Genomic DNA, 17822 nt, shown 5'->3' on the forward strand with positions numbered 1-17822 from the left:
TAACCCCCTGAGGCGAAATGGACAATCAGAAGCCGAGGCTGTCCAGCAGGTCGTCCACCTGATCCTGGCTTGCCACCACGCCCGCCTTGCTGGCGTCGAGCTGCGGGCCATTGAGCAGGCTTTCGTTCTCGCGTTTTGGACGGGCAGCCGGTTCCGGGATGTTCTCCAGCAGCACCATCAGCAGCTGGCGCTCAATCTCCTGAATCACATCCATCATGCGCTTGATGACCTGACCGGTCAGATCCTGGAAATCCTGCGCCATCATAATGTCCAGCAGCTGGGCGTTGGTGAAGCTGGTGTGGCCCGGCACATCCCCAAGGAACTGACGGGTGTCGGTCACCAGTTCGCGGGCATCCGCCAGCTCGATGGGATTCTCAAACCACTCATCCCAGCGTTGGGTCAGGGCTTTCGCGCCCTTTTCCATCGCATCCTGGTGCGGCTGTGAGGCTTCAACGCTGTTCAGCGCGCGTTCAGCTGCCTGAGCGGTCATCTGCACAACGTAGTCCAGACGGTCGCGGGCGTCCGGGATCGCTTCCGCCGCTTCGGCAATGGCCTGATCCAGCCCCAGTTCACGCAGGCTGTCACGCAGCATGCGCGTCAGGCTGCCGATGCGGACGATGATGTCGCTCGGCGAGTGTTCTTCAACGGGTTTCATTGCAGGTTGCATCATCACCAACACCTCACATGCCGAGTTTCTCGAAGATCTTACCGAGCTTCTCTTCCAGGGTCGCTGCGGTGAATGGCTTCACCACGTAGCCGCTTGCGCCCGCCTGTGCAGCGGCAATGATGTTCTCTTTTTTCGCTTCTGCAGTGACCATCAGCACCGGCATAGACGCCATGCCCGCGTCTGCACGAATGGTTTTCAGTAGCTCCAGACCGTCCATATTCGGCATGTTCCAGTCGGAGATGACAAAACCAAACCCGCCAGCCTGCAGTTTGTTCAGCGCATCCACGCCGTCTTCTGCTTCTTCAACGTTGTTGAAGCCCAGCTCTTTCAGCAGGTTGCGCACAATGCGACGCATGGTGGAAAAGTCATCCACAACCAAAAACTTAAGCTCTTTATCCGCCATAAAATAATACTCCTGAGTCAAATACGTATTGCCTGTCCGGCACTGATTTTCGCCAGCATCTGCTGGCTTACCTGGCTAAGATCGACCACTTCGCTCACGCCACCCATATTGATGGCCTCGCGCGGCATGCCGAACACCACACAACTTGCTTCATTCTGCGCAATCGTCCAGGCGCCAGCCTGGTGCATTGCAAGCATTCCGGCGGCACCGTCGTTGCCCATCCCCGTCAGGATCACCCCAACGGCGTTGCGCCCCGCATGTTTCGCCACCGAATGAAACAGCACATCCACCGACGGACGGTGCCGGTTAACCGGCGGTCCGTCATGAATTTTGATTTGATAGTTAGCGCCGCTGCGCGCCAGTTCCATATGCTTGTCCCCCGGCGCGATATACGCATGTCCCGGCAGCACGCGCTCGCCGTCTTCCGCCTCTTTCACGCTGATCTGGCACAGCTTGTTCAGACGTTCGGCGAAGGAGCGGGTAAAGCCAGGCGGCATATGCTGCGTGATCAGAATACCCGGACTTGAAAGCGGCAATGGCTGGAGTACATGGCGAATTGCCTCTGTTCCTCCGGTTGACGCCCCAATAACCAGCAGTTTTTCCGAGCTGAGTAACGGTCCGGCCTTCAGGGTTGCCGGCGCGGCCATCGGCTTGTGGGCCGCGAGCTTCGCGCGCGAGGCGGTGCGAATTTTCTCGGCGATCATCTCGCTGTACGCCAGCATCCCCTCGCGAATGCCGAGCTGCGGTTTGGTGACAAAATCCACCGCCCCCAGCTCCAGCGCGCGCAGAGTGATTTCCGATCCTTTCCCGGTCAGGGAGGAGACCATCACCACCGGCATGGGACGCAGGCGCATCAATTTCTCAAGGAAATCTATGCCATCCATGCGCGGCATCTCGACATCCAGCGTTAGCACGTCGGGGTTATATTTTTTAATTAAATCCCGCGCTACCAGCGGATCCGGCGCAGTGGCCACCATCTCCATATCGCTGTGGCTATTGATGATTTCAGTCATGATCTGACGCATCAGCGCTGAATCATCGACAGACAATACCCTGATTTTACTCATGCTTTTTCCTTACTCAGCGCATATACCGTTTGCCCACGCAGGCTAAACTCACGCGCGAGGTTGCTGAAGTTTTCCGAGTGCCCGGCAAACAGTAAACCGTCAGGCTTGAGCAACGGAACAAACCGACGCAGAATGTCCTGTTGCGTCGTTTTATCAAAATAGATCATGACGTTACGGCAAAAAATGGCGTCGAAAGGCCCCGGCACGTTGTACTGCTTATCGAGCAGGTTAACGGGCGCGAATTCGACGCAGTTCGCCAGCTCCTGGCGTACGCGAACCAGGCCTTCATGCGGCCCCGTACCGCGCATGAAGTAACGCTGCAGCTGCTGCGGCGACAGCGTTTTCAGCTCGTCCTGGCGATACACGCCGTTGCGCGCTTTCTCCAGCACCTCGGTGTCGATATCGCTGGCGTAGACCTTCCAGCGTCCCGGCGCCATACCCAGCGTGTCTGCAAGGGTGATCGCCAGCGAGTACGGCTCTTCGCCCGTTGAAGCGGCCGCGCTCCATACGCGATACTCCCCGGTGCGACGGCGCGCGTGCTCGGCCAGAACCGGAAAGTGGTGAGCTTCGCGGAAAAAGGCCGTCAGGTTGGTCGTGAGTGAGTTAATAAAAGCCTGCCACTCCGCGCTGTTCTGGTTCGCTTCGAGCATGCTCAGATAGCGGCCAAAATCATCCAGCCCCAGCGTACGCAAGCGCCGCACCAGTCGGTTGTAGACCATGTCTCGCTTATGATCCGCAAGCACGATCCCCGCACGCTGGTAGATTAACTGACATATCCGACGAAAATGCGCGTCGGACAGCGCGAGGCGCTGTGTCATCTGCAACAATAATGACGTTTGCCCAGGGGGCATTGGTGATGTCATAGCGCCTTCTTAATTACATTCAGGATACAACTGGCACGGCCTGCGACCGCCCGACTTCTGTTACTGCTTCAACGTGCTCTTTCACATTAAATACCGCGACCAGCCCGGTGAGACGATCCGCCTGGCTGGCCAGCTGATCGGTTGCCGCTGCCGCTTCCTCAACTAACGAGGCATTCTGTTGCGTCACCTGATCCATCTGGCTGACGGCCTGAGCCACCTGCTCTATCCCGCGACGCTGTTCGTCCGACGCCGAGGCAATCTCGCCCATGATGTCGTTAACCCGCGTCACGGAGGTGACGATCTCGTGCATGGTATGCGCCGCCGTATCCACCAGGGCAGACCCCTGCTGGACGCGAGAGACCGACTCTTCAATGAGGGACTTAATCTCTTTCGCCGCGTTGGCGCTGCGGCTCGCCAGGTTTCGCACTTCACCTGCCACCACCGCAAACCCACGTCCCTGCTCGCCGGCGCGCGCCGCTTCCACGGCGGCGTTCAGCGCCAGGATGTTGGTCTGAAACGCAATACCGTCAATCACGCTGATGATGTCGCCGATCTTCTGCGAGCTGGCGGCAATCTCCTGCATGGTGCTGGCCACGTGAGAGGCCTGATCGCCCCCTCTCTTCGCCGTCAGCGCCGCCTGTTTTGACAGGTCAGACGCCTGGCGCGCGTTATCGGCGTTCTGGCTTACCGTCGCGGTCAGCTGTTCCATACTGGCCGCCGTCTGCGCCAGCGACGCCGCCTGCTGCTCGGTGCGGGACGAGAGATCGTTATTCCCCGCCGCAATCTCTGAGATCCCCGTATGCATGGCGTAACTGCCCTGACGCACGTCGGACACCGTTTCCCGCAGCGACCCCTGCATGGCCTTCAGGCTGGCAAAGATCGCCGAAATTTCGTTTTTGCCAAACACCGCCACCGGACGCGCCAGATCCCCCTTCGCAATACTGTCGAAGTGGCTGCTGATAATCGCCAGCGGCTGCACAATCATTCTGCGCGCCCAGAGCAGCGCCCCGCCGGTCAGCAGCCCCGCCAGAATCACAACGACGGCAAAGATAACGCCCGACATGTGATAGCTGGTGCGGCTTGCTTCACCGGCGCGCAGAACAGACTGATTGATATCCTGCTGCCATGCGTCAAAGCTGCCATCAAACGCCGCCTGAGACGCCTGGACCGGAGCGGTCATGAAGTCCGAAAGCTGGTTGTTCTCAAGCCAGGTCGCCTGGTGGTCCAGATCGCTGTACCACTGCTCAAAGTTCTTTTTCATGGCCGCCTTCAGCGCTTTCTCTTTCTCGCCGTCGGCCTCCTGCGCCGTGAAGGCCTTAAACTGTGCGTCTGCCTGCTTCAGGCTGTCGCGCGCCGTTGCCATCAGCGCCTTAATGTCATCCGGCGGATAGCTGAGCGCGGTTAAGGTTCCAGCCTTGTTCAGCGCAGTGCTTGCCTGCAACAGCACGGCACGCGTTTGTGCCAGTGCGGAGCGCTGCTGATTACTCGCCTCAACGTCCTGCAAATTCTGATAGCCATCGCGAAACGCCCAAAAAGACAACCCGTTACTGCCAACCTGCAACACACCGCAAAGGATCAGAATCAAAAACAGTGTGGTCGAGATACGAATACGATTTAACATCCACGCTCCCATCAAGCGGCAAGCAGCCGCGGTTTAATTGTCAGTCAAAATGTTTCCCAGTTTTCATCTTGTCCGGTCGTTGCAGCACGGGTGCGGGTGACCGCCGTGTCGGCGGCTGGCGCGCGGTACGTAGCTTGCGCAGTGACCGTATTTCCAGCGAGTGAAGCGAGACGAAACGCCGAGACGGCCATCTTCAGACGGCTCGCCTGGTCTTCCAGTGCAGCGGCCGCCGCAGCGGACTCCTGCACCAGGGCGGCGTTTTGCTGTGTCACGCGGTCCATTTCCGATACCGCCAGGGCAACCTGGTCGATACCACGACTCTGCTCATCGGACGCAGAGGCGATTTCACCCATGATGTCCGTCACGCGGGTAACGGCATTCACGATGTCATTCATGGTCTCCCCGGCGCTTTCCACCAGCACGGAGCCGGTATCCACGCGGGAGACGGAGTCTTCAATCAGGGATTTAATCTCTTTTGCCGCGTTGGCGCTGCGGCTGGCAAGGTTGCGCACTTCCCCGGCCACCACCGCAAACCCGCGACCCTGTTCGCCCGCGCGCGCTGCTTCCACGGCGGCATTGAGCGCGAGGATGTTGGTCTGGAAGGCAATGCCGTCGATGACGCTGATGATGTCGGCGATTTTCTTCGAGCTGTCGGCGATTTCGTGCATGGTTTTCACCACGCCATCCACCACGCGACCGCCGCGCTGCGCGGTTTCGGAGGCGCTTTCCGCCAGCTGAGACGCCTGGCGGGCGTTATCGGCGTTCTGCTTCACGGTTGCGGTGAGCTGCTCCATGCTGGCGGCCGTCTCTTCCAGCGCCGACGCCTGCTGCTCGGTACGGGATGAGAGATCGTTATTCCCCATCGCGATTTCGCTGGTGCCGGTATAGATCGCCTCGGATCCGTTACGCACGTTAGCGACGGTCTCGATCAATGAACGCTGCATGTGGTCGACGCTGTTGGCCAGCTCGGTGATCTCGTTACGTCCGGAAACGGTCAGCGTTTTGGTCAGATCGCCAGAGGCAATCTCGCGAATATGGGCAATCACGCGGCCGAGAGGGTTCAGCAGGATGTGGCGAATGCCGTACCACACAGCGAACAGCACAATGACCAGCGCCAGGGCCAATACCGCCATCTGCCATTTCGCAAAGCGGTAGTCATTCTGGCTTTCAGTAAAGGCCGAGTGATACAGATCGCCGCTGGCCTTCGCGTATTCCCCCAGCGCCGCGCCGAGTGCGTTTTGCATCCCCTGCGTCGGCTGTGCGAAGTAGGCATCCATGTTGCCGCTCTCCAGGAACTGGATCAGCTCCGTCAGCCCGGCATAGTAGGCGCTGTATTTTTCATCAATGTTCTGGCTCACCTGCGCCATAGCAGGCTGCGGTGCGATTTGCCTGAAGGCGGCGTAGTGTTTAGCCGCGTCGGCCAGCGTGGCCCGGGCATTTTTTAGCAGATCGGTTTTCGCGCTGCTCTGCTGATTGTTCGGATCCATCATCATGCGCGCGGACGAGCGGCTCAGGTTGATGCGCGTTTGCAGCATCAGATCCCACGTTGAGGTGAGCTCACTCTGCTGCAGGCGGAGATCGTTTGAGGCGGCGAAGCTGTCCTGGTTCTGTTTTAACGACGAGAAAAAAAGCCCGCCGGAGATAAGCTGAAGTAGTGCGAAAATGACCAGCACCATCATTAGCATTGTGACAACGCGGATACGGTTCAACATACAACACCTTCTCATAGATTTATTAACGGTGTTATCGGCACAGGCCACAGGAACTTTACATTTGCGAAAGGGAAAAGCGCGGGGTTAAAACGCGACGTCAACAATCAGCGTATCGGTGTAGGTGCCGGCGGGCGGCGTGGCCTGACTGGTCAGAACTTTGGCGGTGTAGTTATAGGTACGCAGCAGGCCGTCGGCGCTGACCAGCGAGGAGGTCGCGCTGGTCCAGCGTTCGCTGCCGCTGCTGCCCCAGCGGTTAGTCGTGGCTTCTTTATAGATGTCATAACTCAGGTAGTTACTGCCGCTCACCATCCGGCGCACGTTATTCAGCGCGTTGGCACCATTGTTAATCCCGATGGTATAGGTACTGCCTTTGGTACAGGTGACGGCAATCGCCTGCGAGACCGTGGGGAAATTTTGCACCAGCGGCGCACTGCTAAAGTTGACGTCCGGCGTGGTCATGGCGCTGCAGTCGTTGGTGACGGTCAGGTTAAGCAGAATACTGGTCGTCGCGGTTCCCGTTTGATTGATGGTGCAAATACCGAGCGCCCCCACGGAACAGACGCTGTAGTTAACGCTGAAGGTTAACTGCACCTGATACGGCCCGGCAGAGACGTTTTGTCCGGCGACGGTGCGGAAATAGAGCGGAATGTTGTACTGCTTTGACCCGAGCAATCCCAGCAAGGTATTTCCGCTCCAGGTATACGATTTACTTATCTGTACCTCACTGCTGCTCGCGCAACCCGAAAGTCCACACAGCCGGGTGGGGATCACGTCCGTGATGGCGGCATTATCGGTGCGTTTCAGGGTCGCACGACTGTTGGCCGATATCGTTGCTGCGGTGTAGTTCAGCGTCACCGAGTCGTTCGTCAGCAGGTTGAGTATCGCATCACACGCCACCACCAGCGTGCCGGTGGTCTCCACCTCCCCGGAGCCGCTCAGCGCAAACGACGTGACGCTGCCGAACGACGCATTGACCGTGCTGACGGTACAGGCCGCCCAGCTGCCGCCGGAGAGCAGCAGCAGGAGCAACATCACCCAGCGCTTCATGGCCCCTCCCGGCAGACCAGCGGGCCGTAGGTTTGCAGCCTATGGTCCGGGTTCGCGCCGATGGTCAGCGTTGCCCTGCAGCGTTTGCCTGTCGGCGTCGTGACGTCGAGCAGATTGACGTCGCTGAGGTTTTCCAGCCAGGCAATCCCGTCATATCCCACCACCGCATTGCTGCGCGAGGCGCGTCGAACCTGGCTTCCCACCGGAATGGCCTCCCCCTGCGCGTCGTGCAGGATGACGCTCGCTACCCGCTCCTGTTCCATCGGGAAATCCACCAGATAACCGCTGTGGCGGCGGATCGCCACCCGCCGCTCGGTCTCTTTCAGCCGGGTGTCGGCAGGCAGGTTCAGGGTATTAATACTGTAGCTTGCCGGGTAATAGGCCGAGACGCCGCTCACCAGCAGATACCCGTTGCGGTTGGTTTTACCAACCGGCTGGTTTTCATAGCTGACGGGGACATCCGGCTGGCCATCGGTGCTGATGACCACAAACGCATCGTTGATTTTGTTTGCCGCAAACAGTTCGCCGTCCATCAGCACCAGGGAGCCCATCGCTTCGCTCCACCAGGTCATCATGCCCTTCTCGCCGTACCCGCCCCCCTGCAGCTCGATATTGTTATTGCGCCAGCCCACCGTTCCCTGCTGGTAGTTATTCGATCGCGACTGGTTCGCCCACGCCATATTCCAGCTGAAGCCGCCGTCGGAGGGCATCGAGTGGTTGTAGTTGATGCGCTGCGTGCTGCCTGCATCCGGGGTATTTTCCACGGTGAGCGCCGCGCTGTCGCGTTCGCCCAGCGGCACCTGGAATGACATCGCGACCGTCCAGTCGCCCCGCTGCTGGTCCCGGCTGGCGGCGAGGTAAATGCTGCTGGAGCCCCACAGATTTCGGCTCCAGGAGAGGTTAAGCAGCTCGGTTTTCTGGCTGTCAAAGCTCTCCACGCCGATCCAGGCCGCCCCGATGTTGCCGTATTCCCCCAGGTTGAAGGTCAGGGAATATTGATCGGTATTGCGGCTAAAGCTGGCGATGGGGCGGTCATTTTCGTCGTACACCGTCGGCTGGTCATACAGGGCCAGGTTACCAAAGCCGCGATCGCGGCGGGTATGCTGGGTGGCGAGGCTGAACTCGCTGGTGCTGTACTGGTAGCCCCAGTTGATTTGCCCGCCGTCATCTCCGCGCATCCGGCTCTGGCTGTACGAGGTATTCACCACGCCAAAACGCCCCAGCTTGACCACCGTCCCCGCACCGGCGAGCGCCAGTTCCTCCGCGCCTTCGGCGTGCCCCTCCAGCGTCAGCCAGTCCGTCAGGCCGTAGCGATACGATCCGCTCCCCGCCGCCGGGCCGTAGTCAAAATTCTTAATGCCGTAGTTGCGCCGCAGGCTCCCCAGGGTAACGGCCCCGTCGCTCAGCCCTTCTTTCAGCAGATCGCTGGTGACGTAAAACGGCAGCGTGGTACTCACCTGGCGCCCCAGCGCATCGGTGGTGACCAGCACCGCATCCCCGGCGCCGTTAATGTAGGGCAGGTTCGTCAGGGTGAACGGTCCGGGCTGCAGCTGCGTGGACCCGGAGCGGTAGCCGTTGATGAAGAGGTCGACCGAGGTCGGCACCGCCGCTTCACCTGAAAATTCCGGCAGCGGCCAGGTCACCAGGTCCGGACGCAGGGAGAAATCACGCCCATAGCTGATCCCGCCCATGCGGACGCTGCTGCTCCAGCTCAGGGCATCGCTGATGACATCCCCGGCGGTCCAGGTGGTGGCGTCCTCCTCGTTGGTCACCAGAAGGGTGGTGTCATAGCGGACATAGCCCTCCTGCTGACCGTCGTTGCCGGTGAAATTTTCGCGGGCGTAGCCGGTGGAGGAGAATGAACCGTTTTCATTGAAGTAGCGGAATTCATGCCAGAGCGAGGCCTGCCCGCCGACGTGCTCGGTATGGTTGGTATAAAAATCGTAATTGAGCAGCGCGCCTCTGCCATAGTGAGGCTTACTCTGCATCGGCTGGCCGCCAAACGGGGTGACGCGGGAGGTTATCCACTCACGGGGCACGGTCAGCAGCAGACGCTGCGCGGGACTGTCATACTCCACCCGCACCGCCGGAAGCGTGCTGAGATTGACGTCGCCGTTGGGCACATGTTCAGGCGGAAGCCCGGCGCGCAGCAAATCGGCGCTGGAGATATAGTAAGCGCCGTCGCGTTGCGTCACGGGAACCACCAGCCCGGTGTCGTAGTGGTTCAGTACCAGGGCGAGCTGGAAAACCGCCTCCCCGTTTATCGCCTGCGCTTGCGGCGGCGGCGGTAAGCTGTCATCACCCGGTTCGGCCCAGGTACTGGTACTCACGCAAAGCAGGATCATCATTGCGGGCTTCAGTTGACGGGCGTCGACTGCCATTGTGCATTCCTGGCATTAATCTGCGCGCTGATCTGGCTGGGCTGGCGGATCCCGGCCGGAATCGGCCAGCTGCGGGTGCTGCCCGGCAGCACATAGCCCAGCAGGCCATCCGCAATCATGCGCTTTTGTCCCCCCTGCTCCAGCGCCACCTGGCTGAGCCTGACGTGAACATCGCCCTGATTGCGCACTTCAATGGCAGGCTGGCCCGCCACCTGCGTGACGCGCCAGCTTAGGTTACGGGTATCCACGAGGGCATGATGCGCCCCCTCTTTTATTGTCGGGATCCCCTGTCCGTAAACGAACAGCGGTATGGAATAGCGCATCTGCAGTTTAAGGCCGATGGCGGGGTCGGCCTTCGCGTCCGGCTGGGGAATTTCATCCACGATAATGCGATAGGCTTGTTCAACGCCCATCGGAACCGTACCCTGTTTGATCAGGCGGATCAGCTGTTTACTGCCTTTGCCGATGGTGACGATGGGCGGGCTGGCGACCACGTCCTGCTGGGCGGTATAGCGCTCAAAGCCCCCCTCCTGCTTCCAGCGCACAATGCGCACCTGCATCGTTGTGGCACTGTTTCCCTGATTCTGGATCCACAATTCAGTCGCTTTGCTGTCGGCCGACAGCCACGGATCGATGGGCCATAACAGAATGGTCGCCGCCGCCTGCGCCTGTCCTGCCGCCATGGCGGTCACGCCCAACATACTCACCAGGTACCAATGCCTGAATAGTGGCTTCATCGAATGTTCTCCCTTTTTCACCATGACAAGGTCACGGTGAGCTGATCGGAATAGGTGCCTGCCGGGCTAAATCCCGTCAGCAGCGCTACGCCAAAAAGTGGTAGTGCAATATTGTTGCTGTTGGTGTAGGTCACCGGGATGGCCTGGTTGACCCCAATCTCACTGTTCGCCGCCAGTGAACTGCTGCTGTAAAGCCGGTAGCCCACCACGTCGGTGCCGCCTGAACGCGTCATGCGGCGCACCGAGGCGTAGTTTTGCCCGCCGTTGATGCTCATGCTCAGCGCCACGCCCGGCGTGCAGGCGATGGACAGCGCCCCGTTGGGCACAAAGCTGGTGCTGACCGGGGCACTCTCCACGCCGGTATGGGTCCCAAAATCCAGCGTCCCGAAGATCCCGCCGGTCCCCGTCGTGACAGAACATCCCGGCACGACGGTCGCGCTCACCTTAAACGACTGCGACGTCACCGCGCCGGCCCCGGAAACCAGGGTCAGCCCCAGCGCCAGCGCAAAAAAAGGCTGCACGATCCCCTCTGCGCAAGCGCGCAGACTTAAAAAGGAGGCTTTCATGGCTGGAGCTAGTAGGTGACGCTGACGTTGATCGTGTCGGTATAAGTGCCCGGCACCACCGTGACGCTGTTACCGCCGCCGGTGATGCGCCCGTAAAGGGTGTAGCTGTTGACCCCGCCCGCCGTCGACGCGACCGGCAGCGCCGCGTTGTTGGCGATGACGTTGTTAAATCCGCTGTCGCTGTACAGACTGTAAGCCACGCCCTGCGCCGCATTGGCGGTATTGATCAGATAGCGCGCAGGCGTGCCCGGCGTGCCGACCACGGTACCGGGTGCGGTGGAGTTAGTGTTGCCGGTGATCGCCACCGTATAGCTGGCGGTGGTGCACTGAATGGTGAACGTATTCCCGCCGCTGGCGCCGGTGAGCTGGGTGGTCAGCGTGGAAAACGTGGCGGGATGGGTACCAAAATCGAGTGTCCCGAAGTTAATACCGTTTTGCGTGGGCGATCCGTTAATCAGACACCCGTTTGTGAGGGTCAGCGTCGCACCGATGGTGCCGCTGCTGGTCACGGCCAGCGCAGGATGTACCGTTGTCGCCGCCAGTAACGCGCCAGCGCAGATTAAAAGGCGTTTTCTTTTCATTTTCCACCCTCCGGAAGTCAAACGCGTTCCCTTGCCACATTTTATTTATGCTGTTCAAGATGTTAGCCCCGCTTAAGGTTCCTCTGAGAGGGGTTAATGAGAATTTAGTTTACGGATATCGCTTCCACCACCCGCCCCAAAACGCATAATCCTTGTGTCCTATTGACTTAATATTGTTATAAATAACAATGAATTAAAATTATTTTGGCCGCATTTTTATTTTTTCAGAAGAGAATATATCCCTTATAGTGTGATCACCATCACAATATATCGTCATGCCACCAACAACAAAATCAATAAAACTTAAAAACTTGTTGTATCCCCCTACGCTTTGCGTCAATTTATGTGCCGAATATTTTCCCGTGCAGTAATTAAAAATTTATATGTATCGGCGCGGGCGACATCTGATAGCGCATAGAGGGTCTTTTTTCGTGGCAAGTGCAAACAAACTTACACTCTTCATCGTGATATTCATGCTGGCGGGTATTCTTTCAGGGGCGGCAATTCACGAGTACGCATCTGCGGATGCCATCAAAGCCTGGTCGGATAATATTACCCTTCTGACCGATATTTTCCTCCGTCTGATCAAAATGGTTATTGCGCCGCTGGTCTTCAGCACGCTGACCGTGGGCATTATGAAGCTGGGAGAAACCTCCACCATAGGCCGGGTGGGCGGCAAAGCGATGGTATGGTTCATCAGCTCATCCGTGCTTTCTATTCTGGTCGGACTGTTTATCGTCACGCTGGAGCGTCCGGGAAGCGGCCTGAACCTGACTATTCCAACCGAGGCGGTGGATACCGGTCTGGCCGTGGGCGGGATGACGCTGAAAGCGTTCCTGTCTCACACCATTCCCACCAGCATCGCGGGGGCGATGTCGAACAATGAGATCCTGCAGATTGTGGTGTTCTCGATGTTCTTCGGCATCGGCGGCGCGTCGCTGGGGCAGAAATTCAACGCGCCGCTGGTGGCCGCACTGGATGTGGTTTCCCATATCATGCTGAAGGTAACGGGGTACGTGATGTACGTTGCGCCGCTGGCCATCTTCGCGGCGATCTCCTCCGTCATTGCCACGCAGGGTCTGGGCATCCTGTTGAACTACGCCTCCTTTATTGGCGGTTACTACGTTGCCATTCTTCTCACCTGCATGGTGCTGCTGGCCGTGGGTTACATGGTGCTGAAAAAAGAGGTGTTCCGCCTGGTCAGCATGCTGAAAGATCCGGTGCTGGTCGCGTTCACCACCAGCAGCTCTGAAGCGGCCTACCCTAAAACGCTGGAGCAGCTGGAGCACTTTGGCTGCTCGCGCAACATCGCCTCTTTCGTTCTGCCGATTGGCTACTCCTTCAACCTGGTGGGGTCGATGGTGTACTGCTCGTTTGCCTCGATGTTTATTGCGCAGGCGTACAACATCCATCTGAGCTTCTCTGAAGTGACGGTTCTGATGCTGACCCTGATGCTGGCGTCAAAAGGCATTGCGGGCGTGCCGCGCTCCTCGCTGGTGGTGCTGGCCGCGACGATCCCAAGCTTTAACATTCCGGTCGCCGGTATTCTGCTGCTGATGGGGATCGACCACTTCCTGGATATGGGGCGTTCCGCGATTAACGTGCTGGGGAACGGGATTGCGACGGCGATGCTCTCGCAGAATGAAGGTGCGCGGGAAGCTGAAGCTGAACTGGTAAAGCAGGAAGCGTAATGGCATGAAAAAGGGTGAGGCCTGATGCCCTCACCCCAGCCCTCACCCACAGGGAGAGGGAGCAAACACTAAAAACGGCAACCTGGGTTGCCGTTTTGCATTTACCTACGCTACATGATTCGCCGCGATATCCAGCAGCGCCATCTCTTCGCTGTTCAGCAGCTTTTCGATGTTCACCAGAATCAGCATACGCTCGCCGAGCGCCCCCAGGCCGGTCAGGTATTCGGTCGACAGCGTGACCGCAAACTCCGGCGCAGGACGAATCTGGTCAGAGGTCAGGGAAAGCACGTCAGATACGCCATCCACCACGATACCCACTACGCGCTGTCCCAGGTTCAGGACGATCACGACGGTATTGTCGTTGTAGTCAACGTCGCCCTGGCTGAACTTCACGCGCAGATCCACGATGGGCACAATCACGCCGCGCAGGTTGGTGACGCCTTTAATAAACGCAGGCGTGTTAGCGATGCGGGTAACCTGGTCGTAACCACGAATTTCCTGCACTTTCAGGATATCGATGCCGTACTCCTCATCGCCCAAAGTGAATACCAGGAACTCCTGCCCTGATGGCTCGCCCGCCAGTTTCGTTACATTACTCATACCGGTCATGTTATTACCTTCTACTTAATCAGGCGGCTGTGTACGCCACACGTTGTTCACGATTTAATCCCTGAAGCGCCGACACGTCGACGATCAGCGCCACGCTACCATCCCCCAGAATGGTGGCGGCAGAAATACCCGGCACCTTGCGGTAGTTGCTTTCGAGGTTCTTCACCACCACCTGGTGCTGACCAATCAGCTGATCGACCAGCAGCGCGTAGCGACGGCCCGCGCTTTGCAGGATCACCACGATACCCTGCGTGGCCTCGGTCTTCGCCCCGTCCACTTCGAACACTTTCCACAGCTCGACCAGCGGCAGGTACTCACCGCGCACTTCGAGAACGCGCTCGCCGCCCGCCAGCGGATGCAGATCTTCTTCACGCGGCTGGAGGGATTCCATCACCGCGTTCAGCGGCAGAATGAAGACTTCGTCCGCGACTTTGACCGACATGCCGTCGAGGATCGCCAGCGTCAGCGGGAGCAGGATGCGGATGGTGGTGCCGGAGCCCTGTTTAGACTGGATCTCAACGTGGCCGCCCATCTCCTGAATGTTACGTTTCACCACGTCCATGCCGACGCCGCGTCCGGAAACGTCCGTCACCTGCTCGGCGGTCGAGAAGCCCGGCGCGAAGATCAGCATGCCCACTTCTTCGTCGGTCATGTTTTCATTCACCGCCATCCCCTGTGAAATGGCTTTCGCCAGGATGCGCTCGCGGTTAAGACCCGCGCCGTCGTCGGTCACTTCGATGCAGATGTTCCCGCCCTGATGTTCCGCAGAGAGGATCAGATTCCCGACCGGAGATTTCCCGGCGGCAATGCGGTTTTCCGGCAGTTCAATACCGTGGTCGAGGCTGTTACGCACCAGGTGCGTTAACGGGTCGATGATGCGCTCGATCAGGCTCTTATCCAGCTCCGTTGAGCTGCCCATCAGGGTCAGTTCAATCTGCTTATTTAGCTTGCTGGCAAGGTCGCGCACCAGGCGCGGGAAGCGGCTGAAGACATATTCCATCGGCATCATGCGGATGGACATGACCGATTCCTGCAGGTCGCGGGCATTACGCTGAAGCTGGCCCATGCTGGTGATCAGATCGCCGTGCGTGACCGGGTCGAGTTCGTTAGAACGCTGCGCCAGCATGGACTGGGTGATCACCAGTTCGCCAACCAGGTTAATCAGCTGGTCAACCTTCTCAACGGCGACACGGATGCTGGTGGACTCACTGGAGCGCGCGGCCGGTTTTTCACCACGGCCAGGCGCCGCGGCCTCTTTTGGCACCGCCTTCAGCACCGGGGCCGCTGGGGCCACAGCCGGTGCGGCGGCCTGGGCAACGACGGCAACCTCATCTTCTGCAGCCGGAGCTGCTACCGCGGCGGCTTCCGTTTCGAAGGCGATCTGGTCGGCTTCAATGACAAAGCACAGCACCGCCACGATATCGTCCTGACTGATACCGTCATCGAGGGTCGCTGCGAGGCTATCTTTGCCTTTCACTACGTTACTTAATTTCGCCAGGTTACCCAGCTCTTCTTCCAGCAGGTTAACTTCGCTCTCTTTCAGGCGTGACAGCACAACGCGCAGCTTGCCCGCTTGCGCGGCGGCTGGCGCGGCCTCTTCAGCAGCAACCGCATCGACAACGCTCAGCTTTGCCGCAGGGACAACGGCTGCAGCGACCTCACCTTTTGCTTCCAGGGCGAGCTGGCGCAGCGCATTGCAGATGTATTCAAAGCTGGCGGCATCAGGCTCTGCCGAACTTTTATAGGCGTCGAGCTGTTCCTGCATAATATCTTTGGTTTCCAAAAACAGGTTGATAATGTCGGTATTGAGCTGCATCTCACCGCGTCGTGCTTCATCAAGCAGGTTTTCCATTAAATGGGTCGTTTCCTGCAGGATGGTAAATCCAAACGTTCCGGCTCCGCCTTTAATAGAATGCGCCGCGCGGAAGATGGCGTTGAGCTGCTCGGAGTCCGGTGCTTCGGGCACCAGATCAAGCAAATGTTGCTCCATATCCGCCAACAGTTCGTCGGCTTCATCAAAGAATGTCTGGTAAAAATCGCTAATATCCATGCTCACGCTATCACCTCGGATTGGCTGGTGGCGATGTTGGAACGGCAGCCGCAGGGACGGCCCCAGGCTGTTTTAAATCGTCCAGTGACTCATTCTGACTTTCGGCGTTTTCGTGCAGGATGGCCTGCTCCGCCTGCTGGTTCAGCACTAAAAGACTGATACGACGGTTGATGGCGTCATCCGGCCCGCGGTCGGAGACCCGCATGGTTGCTGCCATGCCGACCACGCGCAGTACCTTGCCATCATCAAGCCCACCTGCCACCAGCTCGCGACGCGAGGCGTTGGCACGATCGGCAGAAAGCTCCCAGTTGCTGTATCCCTTCTCCCCACTGGCGTACGGGAAGTCATCCGTGTGGCCCGAAAGGCTGATTCGGTTAGGAATACCGTTCAGCACCGGCGCAATGGCGCGTAAAATATCGCGCATGTACGGCTCAACTTCCGCACTCCCGGTTTTAAACATCGGGCGGTTCTGGCTGTCGATAATCTGAATACGCAGCCCTTCCTGGACCAGATCGATTTTCAGGTGCGGCCGCAGCGCGCGCAGTTTAGGATCTGCTTCAATCAGCTGGTCGAGATCGCCACGCAGTTTTTTCAGACGCGCCTGCTCCATCTTGCGTTTCAGCTCGTCGATGTTCGGCTCTTTTTTCACCTCACCCTTTTGCTGGGTGTAATCATCGCCGCCGCCAGGGATCGGGCTTTCGCTGTTAGAGATACGCGGCCCACCGGTCACCGCCGTCGCCAGCGGGGTACGGAAATATTCGGCAATCTGGATAAGCTCCTTCGGGCTGGAGATGGAGATCAGCCACATCACCAGAAAGAACGCCATCATTGCGGTCATAAAGTCGGCGTACGCGATTTTCCAGGAGCCGTGGGAACCGTGCCCACCGCCCTTGTGCTTGCGTTTTTTGACGATGACGATCGGATGGGACTGGTTTTTCATGCGTCCTCAGTTGTCGTCTGTTGGTTTGGGTTTTTCACCGCGCGCACGTGTTCTTCAAGCTCGATAAACGACGGACGCTCGCTGGAGTAAAGCGTTTTACGGCCAAATTCAACCGCGATCGGTGGCGCGTAACCGTTGAGGTTAGAGAGCAGCGTGATCTTCACGCACTGCATCATTTTGGTGGTTTCCGCGCTTTTCTGGCGCAGCACGCTTGCCAGCGGAGAGATAAAACCATAAGCCAGCAAAATACCGAGGAAGGTGCCCACCATCGCATGGGCAATCAGCGCGCCCAGTTCAGCCGCCGGGCGGTCCGCCGAGGCCAGGGCGTGTACCACCCCCATGACCGCCGCCACGATACCAAACGCAGGAAGGGAGTCGCCCACCAGCGCCAGGCTGTTGGCCGGTACTTCAGATTCGCTTTCGTGGGTTTCGATCTCTTCGTCCATCAGCGCTTCAATTTCGAAGGTATTCATATTGCCGCTGATGATGAGACGCAGGTAATCGACGATGAAATCCAGCATCATGGCGTCCGCCAGAATGCGCGGATAGCTGGCAAAAATTTCGCTCTCTTTCGGGTTTTCGATATCCCGTTCAAGCGAGAACATCCCCTGCTGACGCGACTTCGCCATCAGGCGATAGAGCAGCGCCAGCAGATCCATATACATGCTTTTGGTGTATTTCGAACGACGGAACAGCAATGGAATTGCCTTCAACGTGCCCTTGATCGATTTGCCGTTGTTGCCAACGATAAAAGCCCCTACCCCTGCGCCGCCGATGATAATAAGTTCAGCCGGTTGATAGAGTGCTCCAAGGTGCCCGCCGGTCATCATGTAACCGCCGAAAACTGTACCGAGAACTACCAGGTAACCTAATAAGATAAGCACGAC

General features: G+C 58.5%; 16 protein-coding genes. 1 reads left to right on the forward strand and 15 read right to left on the reverse strand.

The features are described from left to right. Positions 1–25 precede the first annotated feature (25 nt). From cheZ to ACMGGH_RS19655, 11 genes are all read right to left on the reverse strand, one after another. Entirely contained in the window at positions 26–670 is a 645-nt protein-coding gene (gene cheZ / locus ACMGGH_RS19605; RefSeq protein ID WP_028013643.1) for a protein phosphatase CheZ, read from the reverse strand. A gap of 10 nt (positions 671–680) precedes the next feature. Further along, positions 681–1070, reverse strand: coding sequence for a chemotaxis response regulator CheY (cheY, locus tag ACMGGH_RS19610; protein ID WP_008500431.1), 390 nt, complete (start codon positions 1068–1070; stop codon positions 681–683). Positions 1071–1087: 17 nt separating this feature from the next. Next, entirely contained in the window at positions 1088–2137 is a 1050-nt protein-coding gene (locus ACMGGH_RS19615) for a protein-glutamate methylesterase/protein-glutamine glutaminase (protein WP_014884341.1), read from the reverse strand. Then, positions 2134–3000 carry a protein-glutamate O-methyltransferase CheR gene (gene cheR, locus ACMGGH_RS19620; RefSeq protein ID WP_014884342.1) on the reverse strand — a complete coding sequence of 289 codons (867 nt, stop codon included), beginning with the start codon at positions 2998–3000 and terminating at the stop codon, positions 2134–2136. Before cheR ends, ACMGGH_RS19615 begins: the two co-directional genes overlap by 4 nt. Before the next feature lie 19 nt (positions 3001–3019). Then, the gene (gene tap / locus ACMGGH_RS19625; RefSeq protein ID WP_232948493.1) at positions 3020–4621 is read right to left on the reverse strand and encodes a methyl-accepting chemotaxis protein IV; all 1602 of its coding nucleotides are present in this window, start codon (positions 4619–4621) and stop codon (positions 3020–3022) included. A gap of 44 nt (positions 4622–4665) precedes the next feature. Further along, the gene (tar, locus tag ACMGGH_RS19630; RefSeq protein ID WP_047367823.1) at positions 4666–6333 is read right to left on the reverse strand and encodes a methyl-accepting chemotaxis protein II; all 1668 of its coding nucleotides are present in this window, start codon (positions 6331–6333) and stop codon (positions 4666–4668) included. A gap of 84 nt (positions 6334–6417) precedes the next feature. Further along, entirely contained in the window at positions 6418–7380 is a 963-nt protein-coding gene (locus tag ACMGGH_RS19635) for a spore coat U domain-containing protein (protein ID WP_045631224.1), read from the reverse strand. After that, positions 7377–9761 (reverse strand): fimbria/pilus outer membrane usher protein, encoded by a 2385-nt coding sequence (locus ACMGGH_RS19640; RefSeq protein WP_232948492.1) that lies wholly within the window; start codon positions 9759–9761, stop codon positions 7377–7379. The genes ACMGGH_RS19635 and ACMGGH_RS19640 overlap by 4 nt, the downstream gene beginning before the upstream one ends. Further along, a complete protein-coding gene (locus ACMGGH_RS19645) occupies positions 9737–10498 on the reverse strand; it encodes a molecular chaperone (RefSeq protein ID WP_232948491.1) in 762 nt (253 codons plus the stop codon). The genes ACMGGH_RS19640 and ACMGGH_RS19645 overlap by 25 nt, the downstream gene beginning before the upstream one ends. A 17-nt stretch (positions 10499–10515) precedes the next feature. Beyond that, positions 10516–11064: a spore coat U domain-containing protein gene (locus ACMGGH_RS19650; protein WP_028013649.1), complete on the reverse strand. Its 549-nt coding sequence runs from the start codon at positions 11062–11064 to the stop codon at positions 10516–10518. 8 nt (positions 11065–11072) lie between these two features. Then, a complete protein-coding gene (locus ACMGGH_RS19655) occupies positions 11073–11645 on the reverse strand; it encodes a spore coat U domain-containing protein (RefSeq protein ID WP_028013650.1) in 573 nt (190 codons plus the stop codon). Between the two features lie 431 nt (positions 11646–12076). Between ACMGGH_RS19655 and ACMGGH_RS19660 the strand changes: the two genes are divergently transcribed. Next, the gene (locus ACMGGH_RS19660) at positions 12077–13336 is read left to right on the forward strand and encodes a dicarboxylate/amino acid:cation symporter (RefSeq protein ID WP_126327016.1); all 1260 of its coding nucleotides are present in this window, start codon (positions 12077–12079) and stop codon (positions 13334–13336) included. Positions 13337–13441: 105 nt separating this feature from the next. Here the strand turns inward: ACMGGH_RS19660 and cheW are convergent, their stop codons facing one another. Genes cheW through motA form a run of 4 tightly spaced genes read right to left on the reverse strand, consistent with a single transcriptional unit; the run spans position 13442 to position 17819 of the window. Continuing rightward, positions 13442–13945, reverse strand: coding sequence for a chemotaxis protein CheW (gene cheW / locus ACMGGH_RS19665; protein ID WP_014884351.1), 504 nt, complete (start codon positions 13943–13945; stop codon positions 13442–13444). Between the two features lie 19 nt (positions 13946–13964). Further along, the gene (gene cheA / locus ACMGGH_RS19670; RefSeq protein ID WP_232948490.1) at positions 13965–16001 is read right to left on the reverse strand and encodes a chemotaxis protein CheA; all 2037 of its coding nucleotides are present in this window, start codon (positions 15999–16001) and stop codon (positions 13965–13967) included. 4 nt (positions 16002–16005) lie between these two features. Continuing rightward, positions 16006–16935 carry a flagellar motor protein MotB gene (motB, locus tag ACMGGH_RS19675; protein WP_028013653.1) on the reverse strand — a complete coding sequence of 310 codons (930 nt, stop codon included), beginning with the start codon at positions 16933–16935 and terminating at the stop codon, positions 16006–16008. Further along, the gene (gene motA, locus ACMGGH_RS19680; protein ID WP_008500417.1) at positions 16932–17819 is read right to left on the reverse strand and encodes a flagellar motor stator protein MotA; all 888 of its coding nucleotides are present in this window, start codon (positions 17817–17819) and stop codon (positions 16932–16934) included. The genes motB and motA overlap by 4 nt, the downstream gene beginning before the upstream one ends. Between the last annotated feature and the right edge of the window lie 3 nt (positions 17820–17822).

This window comes from Enterobacter sp. BNK-16 (genome assembly GCF_048684955.1).
GTDB classification, from domain to species: domain Bacteria; phylum Pseudomonadota; class Gammaproteobacteria; order Enterobacterales; family Enterobacteriaceae; genus Enterobacter; species Enterobacter bugandensis.

Excerpts from the sequence above, each read along its gene's own strand:
- ACMGGH_RS19655 (WP_028013650.1), bottom strand. The coding sequence starts at position 11,645 with ATGAAAAGAAAACGCCTTTTAATCTGCGCTGGCGCGTTACTGGCGGCG.
- ACMGGH_RS19645 (WP_232948491.1), bottom strand. The coding sequence starts at position 10,498 with ATGAAGCCACTATTCAGGCATTGGTACCTGGTGAGTATGTTGGGCGTG.
- cheZ (WP_028013643.1), bottom strand. The coding sequence starts at position 670 with ATGATGCAACCTGCAATGAAACCCGTTGAAGAACACTCGCCGAGCGAC.
- tap (WP_232948493.1), bottom strand. The coding sequence starts at position 4,621 with ATGTTAAATCGTATTCGTATCTCGACCACACTGTTTTTGATTCTGATC.
- cheW (WP_014884351.1), bottom strand. The coding sequence starts at position 13,945 with ATGACCGGTATGAGTAATGTAACGAAACTGGCGGGCGAGCCATCAGGG.
- ACMGGH_RS19635 (WP_045631224.1), bottom strand. The coding sequence starts at position 7,380 with ATGAAGCGCTGGGTGATGTTGCTCCTGCTGCTGCTCTCCGGCGGCAGC.
- ACMGGH_RS19650 (WP_028013649.1), bottom strand. The coding sequence starts at position 11,064 with ATGAAAGCCTCCTTTTTAAGTCTGCGCGCTTGCGCAGAGGGGATCGTG.
- ACMGGH_RS19640 (WP_232948492.1), bottom strand. The coding sequence starts at position 9,761 with ATGGCAGTCGACGCCCGTCAACTGAAGCCCGCAATGATGATCCTGCTT.
- ACMGGH_RS19615 (WP_014884341.1), bottom strand. The coding sequence starts at position 2,137 with ATGAGTAAAATCAGGGTATTGTCTGTCGATGATTCAGCGCTGATGCGT.
- cheR (WP_014884342.1), bottom strand. The coding sequence starts at position 3,000 with ATGACATCACCAATGCCCCCTGGGCAAACGTCATTATTGTTGCAGATG.
- cheY (WP_008500431.1), bottom strand. The coding sequence starts at position 1,070 with ATGGCGGATAAAGAGCTTAAGTTTTTGGTTGTGGATGACTTTTCCACC.
- motB (WP_028013653.1), bottom strand. The coding sequence starts at position 16,935 with ATGAAAAACCAGTCCCATCCGATCGTCATCGTCAAAAAACGCAAGCAC.
- tar (WP_047367823.1), bottom strand. The coding sequence starts at position 6,333 with ATGTTGAACCGTATCCGCGTTGTCACAATGCTAATGATGGTGCTGGTC.